A 13,051-nucleotide genomic window follows, 5' to 3' on the forward strand; every position below is an offset into this window, starting at 1 on the left:
TTTGTTGAGTCTATTTTTTACCTTTTTCTACATAGCTCATATCATTTACAGATTGAACTTTATATTTCCCATCTTTATATACAACTTTTGAAACACTTGCATTTCCTAACCCTTCTTCAACCTCATTTAAGGATTCAGGAGATATTGAATATAATAGATCCATTAAAGATATACCATGTGATACAACAAGAACTTTACCGCCGCCATCTTCTGCTACTTCTTCTGCAATTTGATCAACTTCTTTTTTCATTCTCTTTGTGACTGTTTCAGTATCTTCAGCCTGTTTACTGTTATCAATCTTCGCTGCAGTTTTTTGCATAATATCGATGTCGAAATTATTCATAAATTCTTCATAGGTCATATTATTTGCTTGTGCAAGTTTTTCCCGGAAAGTATGATTTAACTCCCCTTCAAACTCACCGAAACATGCTTCACGCAAATTTTTACTTTGATTGATATTCATATCTTTATTTCCACTTTGATCTAGTACAATTCTCGCTGTTTCAATTGCACGTCCACTATCGCTACTATATGCCTTTTCAAACTTAACTTCTTTCAACCCTTTCCCAAGATTCTCTGCTACTGCAACACCATCTTTCGTAAGTGGTGCATCCGCCCATCCTTGTACTCTATCAGTCGTATTTAACATCGTTTTTCCGTGTCTTACTAAATAAAATTCAACTGGTTTTTCTCCTTTTTTCTCTTTAACTTGTTCTGTTTTATTAGGTGAACATCCAAATAGAGAAACGGTCAAAGAAGCTATTAGGCAGAACGATAACATTTTTTTATTCATTATGAACTCTCCTTATGGGCTTATAAAAATATGCATGCACCACATGAGTAGAATGATATTTTTATAATAAAGATATTTAAAAATTATTTTGACTGATTAAACAACCAATTTATCATCTCTTTATCCTGCAAAGCTGGTACCCAAGAAAAGTGCCCCATTGGTTTAACGATTCCAGTTGGATATTCTGTATATTTGACCAAAGAACCACCTAGTTCTTTAATAGCTTGTACAGCATCTCTGCTATATCTCACATCAACTAGCGGATCATCTTCTGCGTGGAAGACCCAAATTGGCATATCTTTAATATCCTTGAATACTGAAGTATCTTGCATCGGTTCATATTTACCCACAAGCGTATTTTCTGGCAAATCTCCTATTCCACAAATCGGAACAGCAGCTGCGAAAAGATTCGGGTTCTTCTTAATAACATTCCAAGTCCCAATTCCACCATTGGACATACCGACAACATATATGCGATTTTTATCAATATCATATTTATCGATTGTTTCTTTTAGTAAATTAAACATAGTAGTATAGTTAGGTTCCTCGGTCCAATATGCTGTAAGGGTTTCAGTCGCTTCAACCTGAGGAGCTAACACATATGCAGGGTTTATCTTTTGCTGCTCTGGATTCGCCCATGCTACAGCACCCTCATTTCCTACGACTTGCATATAGTTGTCATTTCCTCGTTCACCTGATCCATGTAAAAATAAGACTAGCGGATACTTTTTGTTAGACTCTTTTTTAGGCTCAAAAAGTCTATATTGCATTTTGCTTCCAGAAGCATCTTGATATACCCCTTTTTTAAAATCATCCACAACAGGAGTAACTACATTTGAAATTTTATTTTTCTGTTCAGATGCTTTAAAAGTTGTACCTTCTTTTGTTTTAATTTCTTGCGTAAGAGATAGCTTATAATTTAAATTATCTCTTGTACTTAAAAATTTCTCTTCATTAAATGTTGAGGTAGATGCATATTTATCGTTTTCATCTAATTCGATCACGACGTATTGTCCGTCTTTTGAAGTCTCTGATACCTCAGCCTTATTATTTGTATACACTTTAGTTATTTTTCTATTTTGAGGTTTCCCATTCACTTCCACCTCAACTTCAAAACTATCTTTTTTTAATTTTGAGCTATCTATTGTATCTCCAAAATCACAAACGACGGTAGCCCCTACTTCTCCATACGGATGAACATTCGTTATAAGTGTTATATCTGAGTCTTTTAAAGCCTTATCCTTGCTTTCTGATGAGCATCCTGAAAGTACTAAACCACCTGCCAGGCTCCCTACTACCATACATAAAATTGGAAATTTCTTTATCTTTTTCAGACGATGACCCCCTCAAGATATGTACTTTTCAAAACTGACATAAGTCGTATAAAGCTCGTTAATCGTTCCCAGTGTATAAACTTTTAATCACCTAAAATGGTTTTCACTCGCTCAATTACCTTTTTCCCATCTAGCATGCCGTAAGCTGCCATATCAATTACTTCAATATGCTTTTCTGGTAATTGTTTTTTCACATTATTTAATGCATATCTAACTTGTGGTCCTAATAAAATCACATCAGCTGCTGGACCAACATTTTGTGCTTCGGTTAATGCATAAGCATTAATTTCACAGTTATAACCTGCTGATTCTGCATATCCTTTCATTTTGTTCATTAACATACTTGTAGACATACCTGCATTACATAAAAGTACGATATTTCTCATAATTTACAACCTCCAATATTTGTTTTAAGCACTTTGCATACTCTCTATTTCTGCAAGCGCTTTCTTCATAGGTTCAATATAAACTATGGTCTAAGACTAGGGTCAATAGCTTAATTTAATTAATCCATTTACTATGTATAATTTGTATAAAGTGCAACTTCAATCAACGGGATTTTGTTCATTCCCCACTGATTATCAGCCCGTACCAATCGGGCGTTTACTGCCTACAAATAGCTGGATAAACCTAGCTAAACACCGTGTAAAAACTCTTTTGTTTCAAAAAAAATGCATGTAACTGTAGACTGTGTCTAACAATTACATGCATTTTTTCATTTCCTTCTCTACTTCAAGTCACTTTGTACCGTTTAATTTAATAATAGGAATCATAATAATATAATGTTCAACTGTTTTGTCTTGACTCTTTGTTTCACAAACGTATCGACATAAAACATCTCCGTTAAGAGCGTATCCCTGTTCTTGCATAATATGGAATGGTTCATCTAATATCAACGATGATAACGGTTCATCCACGTCTTTTTCATATAAGTAATTCAAGCACTCTCCCATAGGTATTTGAATAACTGAATCATCCGTAGGTAATTGGCATTCTTTCATCTTCGATTCAGAGATAGCCATTACCCAGTAACTATTATCTATATTTTTCATTTTATATTCTTCAAGTGGAATACATAATGCTGTGGAAACTGTTGGCAAGAAATTTAACCATTTCTTTAATAGAGGATTTACACATAACGTTCCTTCATTTAAATGAACATGTTTGAGAAAATAATAAGTCTCAGCATGTTTTATAACCCATCGCCTATCTTCTTGTTTATATTCTTGTAATAAGTTCATAAATTCATTTATTTGCTTTGTTTCTAACTCTAACTGTTTTATCGCTTCATTTTTTTCAGCTATTTTATCATTACATTTTTTCATTATGTCATTATATTCTAAACCGTTAAAAACCGATCCAATTTCCTTAACATGAAATCCCATTTGTCTAAAGCTTCTAATTGCTAAAAATACTCCAAAATCCTCATATGTATAAAATCTAAAACCGTTATCTTTGTCTTTTTGTGGTTTTAGGAATCCTTTCTTTTCATAAAACCGTAAAGCATCTATTGAAACTCCAAATTCCTTTCCTACTTCTCCTATCTTATATTTCTTCATGCATATCACCTTCAACTCTATAATTCCTTTACATACTTATATATTTTAACAAGTTTTGAAAAACAATTATATAAAAATAAAAAGAGATTTCGTACAAAAGCGAACTCTCCTTTTACCAAATAGAACATCACTGAAAATATAAACTTCTATTACCCTACTACTTCTCGATGCATATCATAGAGCTTCAACGCCATCATTAAATTAAATCTCACTTCTGCATGATTTAAATCGACTGAAATGAGCGATTCAATTTTTTCTAACCTGTACAAAAGAGAACTTCTATGAATAAAAAGTTCTGCTGCAGCACTTTTTACATTTCCATTGTTTTGTAAGAATACATGCAATGTGTTATATAAATCAATATTCTTACCTTCTGAATATTCAATTAGTGGTCCAATTTGTTTCTTTACAAAAAGATCTACAGCGGTTGAATGGTTTAAATGATGTAAAATAGCATACGATCCAAGCCCTTCAAATAATGCAAATCCTTGTTTACGAAAGCGACTATCTAAAATATTTAAAGTCTGTATAGCTTGCTGATAACTAGTATAATAATCTTCCAACTGTTTTGTAACACCGCCAATCCCTAATAAAACACGACAACCTATAGGTGATGAGCCAATCCATTTCTTTATGCTATAAAACATCGATTCCCAAAATGTATCCGCGCCCTTTTTCTGATTTTCAATTGGAACAATTAACAGTTGTTCATCATTATGGGATACTACTAAAATGCCTGTTCCTAGTTCTGGAAGACGCGTCTTAATCAAGTCCCATATAAGTGACTTTTTCGCTTGTTGTTCGAGTAGGTTTCCTTTCTTTAATTCTTTCTCATCGAGTGAAATTGATAATACCGCGACTCGATGTTTTTTAAAAAGATTCCATTGATATAAGTTAGCATATTGCAAAATATTATCTCGGTCCTCAATTTTTTCAGTTAATAATTTACTAATAAAGCTGTCTTTCATCTGTTCTTTCGTATCTAGAACGAGCTTTTGTTTAATAAACTGGATGGAGCATATATTTCGGGCTAAATCAACCGTTAATTGATCAAATTCATCCATCCCCCCATTCGATCTTCGTACTGCTAAATATCCTAAAAAATTACCGCCCCCATTAATAATCCAAAACGAAAAACAATAATCACTATTATTCGGATCATGAATTTGGAAAGTATCAGTAAATCTTTTCTTTTTACGTTCTTCTCTTGTTAATTCAGCTAATTGTTCCGCTAAGCGACTATCCTTTTCATCATGAAATGCTATTGGTTGCATAAATCTATCAAAAATAAATACTATATCTTGAAACAAACTACCAAGCATTGTTGTAATACCTTCAAAATTATTATCATCGACCGTTTCTTTTAATAAAGCTTGCTGATAATCTAATAGAGAATGAAGACGTTGCTTATGTTCTTTCTCACCATTATATAACCTTGCATTATCTAGTATGGTTGCTAAATGATTTGCAATCATTTCAAGTGATTTTGAATCTGCCTCCGTAAAAACCCCTTCGCATTCCTTTTCAATATGTAATACTCCAATTGGTTTCATATCAATAATGATTGGGGCAGTATACTGTTCACCACCAATCGTTTCAAAAAATGGAAAGTGTTCTTTTAATACATATTTATCCTCAACCATAATTTTGTATGGCTTTCTCATTTCTCCATATGAAGGTGCTTGAAAAACAAAACAGTTTTCAGTCTCGTTATATAAATAAACACATACAAAATTCGAATTTGTTTCATTTCCGGCTTTAGAAGTTACCTCATAAACATGTTTTTCTAACGGAACATCTAACGACAGGTTTTTACTAATCCATCCAAAACCTTCAATCTTTTTCAACTGCGATTCTTTTTGTCTAGCCACAGCTATCGCCACTGCTATATCTCTTCCAAACTCTTCAAATGATATTTCCATATCTAAAAGTGGAACGTAACTTGAAAATGCAACAACACAAAAACCAAAATGCTGGATATCATCTTTTAATGGGACAGTGAACCAAGTCTCCACCCCAGCAATTTTCAATGTTTCAGATAGAAGACACACTTCTGGTAAATCTGCCGTTTGATCTGTCATGCTTTGATATTGTAGTTTGGAGGAACATTCATCAGAATGAAGTGGGAACGCTGAAGCTAAAGAAGTTAAATTACCACTCCAAGCTTTTGGCAAAAACTGTCCACCTTCATTAAAAATTACAGCGACGAAATCACAATGTAATTCTGCACAAAAGGAATGAGTTAAATACTGAAGCGCCTCTTCTTCCGTATCGATTTTAATAAGCTGGCGTGATGTATTTCGCAAATGATATTCTATTCTTTTCATTAATCTCTCTCTCTTATTACTAGACACTCCCCATCCCCCATTTCACCTTTTCTCTCTATTGTATAAGAAACGTTACAAAAAATAAAAGCAAATATTCTAACTATTCACTAAACAAATACGAATCCCGAAGAAATATATCACCGGGATTGATTATTCACTATTTGGCTGTCGTTACATTGTTATTTCCACTAGCGATTTCTTTTTTCTCTTTATAATAAATTCCATGTTCTTCTTTAACAAATAACAATGCTATGCCACCAATTACAGCAGCAGTTGCAATTGCTGCAAAATTATATTGAGGCAATAAATGCATGGAAAGAAGAATACCTACCAAAGTTGGAGCTACCACACCTCCAAGACGCCCAAATGCCATTGTACTTCCTACCGCTGTTGAGCGCATATTACTAGGATAATATTGAGAAACAAATGCATTTGACATATTTTGTAGTCCGACAGAAGAAGCACCAATGACTGAAATTAACAAAAATCCAATAAACATATTATTTACAAATCCAATGAGCGATAACGCAATTGCTCCACAGAAAAATAATGGGACAAGTACTTTTTTAAATCCAATTTTATCTACTATTGGGCCGAATATGAGTGTTCCAATAATAGCTCCGATTTGCATGACAGCTGTAAATGTGAGGCTTGATTTGAGATCGTATCCTGACTGCATCATAAGCCTTGGTAACCATGTACTCATAGAGTAAATGAGTACGAAAGCACTAAAACATGAAATCCAAAACATAATTGTACTTACGGCGCGCTTTTCCTCAAATAACTTAACAACAGGAGAACCGGCTTCTTTAGATGGTGGTTTTGTAAATTCAATTGTCACATCTTTACTTAATTGTGGATTTACCTTAGCAATTACTTTTTTAGCTTCTTCTATTTTTCCTTTCATTAATAGGAAACCAACAGACTCAGGAATACTTTTCATTAAAAACGGGATAAACAATAATGGAACTCCTGCTAACCAAAAAACAGGCTCCCATCCTGCTGTCGTAAGAAGGGAACGACTTGTAAGTGCCGCTGCCATTGCTCCAATTGAATATCCACAAAAAACAAAAGATACGATGGCTGTTCGAACTCGTTTTGGCGAGAATTCTGTTGCTATAGCAATTACATTCGGCATAACTCCACCAAGCCCTATACCTGCGACAACACGGAAAATCGCAAACATTACAGGACCGTTTGCAAAACCAGATAAACATGTAAATAGACTAAATAAGATTGTAGTTACTATTATGATATTTTTACGACCTATTTTATCAGCTAACAAACCAAAAAAAGCAGCTCCAATTGCCGTTCCTATAGCTGTATAACTACCAATTGCCCCTGCTGTAACATCTGATATTCCCCACTCTTTAATGAGCGAAGGTACTGTTGCCCCATAAATAACAGCATCATATCCATCAAATGCAATTACGATAAATAACCAAAATATTAACCAAATATGCATGGAATGAATACGACTCTCGTCTATCACATTCATCGGGTTAATCGATTTCATCTTAATAACCTCCTTATATTGGAATTTTCCTTTTCTCGTACCCCAATAACAGTAAACGCTTTCAATGACCCCCTCTCAAGTTTCTAAAAAAATCTTCTGAATTTTCTGTATTTAAATTGTAATAACTACTATTAAAAATTGTTATCCGTTTTTTATAGGAAATAGAAAAGTAATATTCCTCTTTAATGCGGGCTTTGCTTCATAGGAATTAAAGCTTGAACATAAAAAAAGAGACGCAATAAGCACCTCTTTTTCATGTAAATTAATAATTATTATTCAATCTTTTATTATTTCTTCAAGTTTCCCTATCATTTTTGCTATAACTATAATTGAATTCTCTGTTTCAAATTCCCCAACATTTAAAGAATGGTTAGCGTTCTTAACAACATCAATTCTTAAATTCGTTTTATGTAACTGATCAATTTGATCTGCATTATATTGGTGATCTTTATCCCCAATAACTAAAAGCCCTTCATGATTACTATGCAAGATAGAATCAAAAATCATATCAAACGTTAGTAAAGGTGTGAGTAATATCATTTTTGACTGTAAAAACTCTTCTCTCTTCATTACATCATTTGCAATTGGAATTGTTCCGAGTGATTTCCCTAAAAACATTGAATTACTATATTGTCCGTTTTTCAATACTTCACTCATTATAGGATTAATATCATCCATCATTATTTTGGTTACTTCTTCCATTGGCTTATTCATTAATTGTCCATCATAAGAATAATGAATATGTACAACATCTATTTTATGTTCAAGCATTAACATCGTTGCATAATAGAATAACGGTTTATCATAATTGTAACCTGAACCTGAGAACATAAAGCAAACCGTATTAAAACCTTTTTTGATATGTGTGTAACGAATTACTTTGTCATTTATATGTACCTCTTTTTTAGTCCCCTTCACCCTTTTCTCCCTCCGAATACCTTTACTTTTGTAAAACGATATGTTCTGTATGAACTGCTATTTCCTTTACTTTCTCTTTTATAAATGCTGGCTGTAAGTTATATGCATGTAATTCTTCTACTGGCACCCACTTAAACAAATACGTTCTACCCTCTTCTTCCAAAATATATTGATCCGCTCCATTTGCAGGCAATTCATGCAGATCTACTTCATAATAAAAACTAATCTCATGAAACTTTCGCTCAGAAAGTGTAAAGAAATTTTCTACTGACCATATTAATCTCTTCCCTTTAATAGGAACACCTAGTTCTTCTGCAAGCTCTCGTTTTAACGCATCTTCACTATTTTCTAGCATTTTCACGCGACCGCCCGGTACGTACCAAAAATCTTCACCGTCACCTTGCAAAATAAGGATTTTATTACCTTGTTTACAAATTGCTCCGACACGGTAATTAAAACATGTTTTCTCTACTTTAAACGTAAGATCCACTATTTTTTACCACCTTTATATAGTTTTGGATTAAAAGATAAAACAATTGTAATTGCAAGTATGTACAATAAAAAACTATTCTCACAAGCATTTTATCTAATTACACACTAGTATTTATAAATTAAGATTACTAAATCCACTCATGTCTTTCAATATTTTTAGATAAAAAATACTATTCTAACTATTTACCCATTAGTTTTTGCTAACTAACTCTTTGTAATGAATAAAAATAATAATCTTCATCCCATAATAACAGGTTGAATATTCTTAATTTTTATATTGTTTCTTTTGTTTTTATCAATTAATATAAATATGTGGAATAAAAGTAGATATTTGGATATATCTACCGTATTAAATAACAAAATTGTTTCATGGGGGGAAATATGTGTTTACTAAATGGAAAATAGGAATGATTACTTCTCTTCTTGCTTTTACAACATTTACATCTGTGATTTCTGCTGAAGAGAAACCGAAAGATCAACCAAAATGGGAAGAATGGATAAAAGAAAATGCACAAAAGTTAAACGAACCAAATGCACAAACAAATGAAGATTTATCCTTTTTAAAAGAAAAAATAAAGGATAAACGAATTGTTCTACTTGGTGAAAGTACACATGGTGCTAAGGAAATAAACCAATCAAAAGTACGTATGATTAAGTATTTACATGAAGAAATGGGATATGATGTAATTGCATTTGAAACAGGATTTGCGGAGGCAAATGCTGTAAATCAAAACCTCGACCAACTGACTGCTTTGCAGGCCATGAAAAAATCTTTATACGGTGTTTGGCATACTGAAGAAATATTGGAGCTATTTCAATATATAAAAGATCAAAAAGAAAAAGGAACACCTCTTATACTAACAGGGTTTGATGCTCAATTCAGATGGTATTCCTATTTCCCTGAGTTTGCAAAAGAATGGTTAGAAAAAATTAATCCTGAAATTGCTAATGATATAGAAATAGCTCATAAAGAATTACTCAATATAGAGGAGAAAATTGCACCAGTAGATAATAAGTACTCCTACGAACAATATAAAGCGGACGTTCAGCAAGTAATAGCGAAATATGAAAAAATTAAAACGTTTGTTCAACAACATAAAACCGAATTAAATAAGATAGCTCCATCAAATACATACGATGTAAATCTATTAGAAAAGACTATCAGTATACGCATTGATACAATTAAAACACTCCAAGATGCTACTGTAAAAGAAAAAAACTTTATTTACCCAACAAACTTTAAACTTACAGATCTATCACTTTATATTCGAGATCAAAAGATGGGACAATCTTTAGCTTGGTTAAGTGATATTCAATACAAAAATAAAAAAATCATTGTATGGGGACATAACTATCATATCCGAAAACAAAATTCAAAAATGATACTCGATTGGACCAAATACCAACAATACAATTTTAAAGCGCCCAATATGATTGATTATTTACCTCAACGGATAAAAGATCAAATGTACACAATTGGCGTATATGCATATAGCGGAAATAGTTGGGATAGTACTGAACTTGATAAAATAGTCCCTATAGATACAGACCATGCTGAACAAAGTATCGAGAATATATTACGAACATCTCAAAACTCTAATGTATTTGTCAATTTGAAAGGAGAACGCAATCGTCCAGAAACATCTTGGATGTTTACTCCTACTACCGCAAGACACTGGGGTGATAAAGACTTTGAAGAAATTTTGAAGCCAATTGAACAATACGATGGCATACTATGGCTAGAACGTATTTCGCCATCACAATATAAGTAAGGAAAAGAGCACACTTTCGCTATGAATAAGTGTGCTCTTTTCTATTCATAATAATTACTATAGTTTAGAAATTAATAGAATATCTCCTAGAATAAAGCTATATACAATAAATTATACCACCCCTTAAAATCAAATCATTCTGAAAACACCCCTTATTTACCCTTCGTTACACCACTTCTCTAATAATACTCTCTCCCTCTCACCTGAAATACCTGCTTTTAATCCCCTTTCTTCCATTTCTTTCATCCACTCATACACATCTGTAACAGTATCTTCTAATCTTCTAAAAGTAAGCCCTACTTTAACAGCATTCTCGACACTAATAGAAAATCCACCTTTCCATGGCTTCGTTTCACCTTCTAATGAAAAAGTTTCAGGAAGCCATAATGGCATCTCCGTCCATGGCTGTACTTTATTCTCATGCATAAATGATTCATCAACCCAAACGAATTCAGCATCACTATTCGTAACTTCTTTACACGTATTTAATAGTTCTTCCATCGCCAATGTATCATTCGGTCCTGTTACATTGAATGTACCTACTTTATTATGTTCTGCCATGTTTAGTCCAAAACTCGCAACATCCCTTATATCAACGAACTGCACTGGACGGTCTTTCCTTCCTGGAACTAACACTTTTCCACCCTTTGCTACGCGCTGAATCCAGTATGGAAGCCGATCTGTATAATCAAACATTCCCGAAAGAACTCCTGCTCTTACATGTAAAACACGCCCTGGCCAATACTTCTCTGCTTCTTTTTCACATAACACTTTAAGCGCACCATAATGCTCATAAGGAGATATTTCACCATTCTCTACAGCCTTGATTTGATCAGCCGGTGGTTCAGGTTGTAATGTATAGTCTTCTTTTATGTGGTGGGGAATCCAGTCTTTATACACGGAAAGGCTTGAGATGAATATATAGTGTTTTATATTATCTTTTAATACTTCTCCTACAATTCTAATGTGATGCGGAGAAAATCCACATGTATCTATGACAACGTCCCATTTTCGATTTTCTAAACTTGATACATCGTCATTCCTGTCACCAATTAACTGCTCCACTTCAGGAAAAATTTCTTTATTTGTTCCACGGTTGAATAATGTAACTTCATGCCCTCTCTTTAAAGCCTCTTCTACAAATGCTCTTCCTAAAAAACGTGTACCACCTAATATTAGAATTTTCATGGTTCTCCCCCATTCGCGATTAAAAATCCTTTCTAATGTTTAACGATTTTTTGTTGTGAAAAGTTACGGTGGATTTGTTGTTTTACTTTAATTTTAATTCTATAAGCAAAAAAGAGACCATTTTGAAAAATTAATCAAGATGGTTTCTAAATTAAAAAGTAATTATATTTTATATGTATCTTAATTAAATTGCTAACTCTCATTCTGTTCATTAATTCTTTAACTCCGCACAACTTCCCCATCAACAACGAAAAATAAGTCCGATGCAAAGGCATCGAACTTATTTTTTTAAGCTTGATAGCTAATAGGTTTGAATTAAAATTAATATGAAGTCCAGCCGCCGTCTACAGAAATCACTTGTCCGTTTACGAAACTAGCTTCGTCTGAGCCTAAGAAGATAGCCAGTTGTGCAACTTCTTCTGGTTGTCCAGCACGTGGATTAATTGCCATACCTAATGCCTGGCGGCTTGCACCAAATTCGCTCATATTTGTCATTGTAGAAGCAATGTTTGTTATGACTGCTCCAGGAGCGATACCGTTACAACGGATGTTGTTGTTAGCATACATAAAGGCCGTGTTTTTTGTTAGGCCAACGACTGCATGTTTAGATGCTGTGTAAGCAGCACCAGCACGTGCACCGTATAATCCACCTGCAGAAATATTATTGACGATCGTACCATGTCCTTGTTCCAAGAATAGATTCACTGCAATACGCATTGTTTTCATTACAGATACTGTATTCACAGAGAAAACCTTCTCCCAGCGTTCGTCTGAAATTTCACCAACAGGCTCCATTCCATCCATGATACCTGCATTATTAACAAGAATATCTAATTTCCCGTAAGCTTGTTTTGTTTCATCGAAAAGGCGCTGAATATCTTCATCAGAGGTAACGTTTGTTTGAACAGCAATGGCCTCTGCACCTGTAGCTTTAATTCCTTGTACTACATGTTGAGCCCCTTCTAAGTTTAAGTCTGATACAACGACTTTTGCTCCTTCTTTTGCATAACCTTCTGCAATTGCTTTCCCCATGCCTGACGCAGCACCAGTGACAATTGCTACTTTACCTTTTAATCTCATCTGAAACGGCCCCCTTTATCTTTTATTGCACAGTTGTTCAATAAAAATTATAATAATATAAAAGAGCGCTTA

At 33.6% G+C, this 13,051-nt stretch carries 11 protein-coding genes; 1 reads left to right on the top strand and 10 read right to left on the bottom strand.

Translation table 11 applies throughout. From position 1 onward, the window contains the following. Positions 1-10: 10 nt before the first annotated feature. The 8 genes from BAQ49_RS17510 to BAQ49_RS17545 all read right to left on the bottom strand — a co-directional run bounded on the left by BAQ49_RS17510 (position 11) and on the right by BAQ49_RS17545 (position 8,937). Positions 11-793, bottom strand: coding sequence for a histidine phosphatase family protein (locus tag BAQ49_RS17510; RefSeq protein ID WP_071746411.1), 783 nt, complete (start codon positions 791-793; stop codon positions 11-13). Positions 794-876: 83 nt separating this feature from the next. Continuing rightward, on the bottom strand, positions 877-2,094 hold the full coding sequence (locus BAQ49_RS17515) for a prolyl oligopeptidase family serine peptidase (protein WP_071746412.1): 1,218 nt from the start codon (positions 2,092-2,094) through the stop codon (positions 877-879). A 116-nt stretch (positions 2,095-2,210) separates the two neighbouring features. After that, positions 2,211-2,513: a PTS sugar transporter subunit IIB gene (locus BAQ49_RS17520; RefSeq protein WP_071746413.1), complete on the bottom strand. Its 303-nt coding sequence runs from the start codon at positions 2,511-2,513 to the stop codon at positions 2,211-2,213. A gap of 351 nt (positions 2,514-2,864) precedes the next feature. Next, entirely contained in the window at positions 2,865-3,686 is an 822-nt protein-coding gene (locus BAQ49_RS17525) for a MerR family transcriptional regulator (protein WP_071746414.1), read from the bottom strand. Between the two features lie 149 nt (positions 3,687-3,835). Beyond that, positions 3,836-6,040, bottom strand: coding sequence for a helix-turn-helix domain-containing protein (locus BAQ49_RS17530; protein WP_071746415.1), 2,205 nt, complete (start codon positions 6,038-6,040; stop codon positions 3,836-3,838). A 130-nt stretch (positions 6,041-6,170) separates the two neighbouring features. Further along, positions 6,171-7,529, bottom strand: a complete 1,359-nt coding sequence (locus tag BAQ49_RS17535; protein WP_071746416.1) for an MFS transporter — start codon at positions 7,527-7,529, stop codon at positions 6,171-6,173. Between the two features lie 276 nt (positions 7,530-7,805). Beyond that, positions 7,806-8,447, bottom strand: a complete 642-nt coding sequence (locus BAQ49_RS17540) for an alpha/beta hydrolase (protein ID WP_071746417.1) — start codon at positions 8,445-8,447, stop codon at positions 7,806-7,808. A gap of 22 nt (positions 8,448-8,469) precedes the next feature. Next, complete coding sequence (locus BAQ49_RS17545; RefSeq protein WP_071746418.1) at positions 8,470-8,937, bottom strand: NUDIX hydrolase; 468 nt, start codon at positions 8,935-8,937, stop codon at positions 8,470-8,472. Positions 8,938-9,322: 385 nt separating this feature from the next. Between BAQ49_RS17545 and BAQ49_RS17550 the strand changes: the two genes are divergently transcribed. Next, on the top strand, positions 9,323-10,711 hold the full coding sequence (locus BAQ49_RS17550) for an erythromycin esterase family protein (RefSeq protein ID WP_084667486.1): 1,389 nt from the start codon (positions 9,323-9,325) through the stop codon (positions 10,709-10,711). A 156-nt stretch (positions 10,712-10,867) separates the two neighbouring features. Here the strand turns inward: BAQ49_RS17550 and BAQ49_RS17555 are convergent, their stop codons facing one another. Continuing rightward, positions 10,868-11,899, bottom strand: a complete 1,032-nt coding sequence (locus BAQ49_RS17555; protein ID WP_071746419.1) for an SDR family oxidoreductase — start codon at positions 11,897-11,899, stop codon at positions 10,868-10,870. A gap of 321 nt (positions 11,900-12,220) precedes the next feature. Further along, positions 12,221-12,979 (bottom strand): SDR family oxidoreductase, encoded by a 759-nt coding sequence (locus BAQ49_RS17560; RefSeq protein WP_071746420.1) that lies wholly within the window; start codon positions 12,977-12,979, stop codon positions 12,221-12,223. Positions 12,980-13,051: the final 72 nt, after the last annotated feature.

Origin of the sequence: Bacillus proteolyticus, from assembly GCF_001884065.1 — a bacterium.
Taxonomy (GTDB): domain Bacteria; phylum Bacillota; class Bacilli; order Bacillales; family Bacillaceae_G; genus Bacillus_A; species Bacillus_A proteolyticus.

What these genes read in the sequence shown, in the direction of transcription:
- BAQ49_RS17515 (WP_071746412.1), bottom strand. Translation starts at nt 2,094, where the DNA reads ATGGTAGTAGGGAGCCTGGCAGGTGGTTTAGTACTTTCAGGATGCTCA.
- BAQ49_RS17555 (WP_071746419.1), bottom strand. Translation starts at nt 11,899, where the DNA reads ATGAAAATTCTAATATTAGGTGGTACACGTTTTTTAGGAAGAGCATTT.
- BAQ49_RS17535 (WP_071746416.1), bottom strand. Translation starts at nt 7,529, where the DNA reads ATGAAATCGATTAACCCGATGAATGTGATAGACGAGAGTCGTATTCAT.
- BAQ49_RS17510 (WP_071746411.1), bottom strand. Translation starts at nt 793, where the DNA reads ATGAATAAAAAAATGTTATCGTTCTGCCTAATAGCTTCTTTGACCGTT.
- BAQ49_RS17525 (WP_071746414.1), bottom strand. Translation starts at nt 3,686, where the DNA reads ATGAAGAAATATAAGATAGGAGAAGTAGGAAAGGAATTTGGAGTTTCA.
- BAQ49_RS17560 (WP_071746420.1), bottom strand. Translation starts at nt 12,979, where the DNA reads ATGAGATTAAAAGGTAAAGTAGCAATTGTCACTGGTGCTGCGTCAGGC.
- BAQ49_RS17520 (WP_071746413.1), bottom strand. Translation starts at nt 2,513, where the DNA reads ATGAGAAATATCGTACTTTTATGTAATGCAGGTATGTCTACAAGTATG.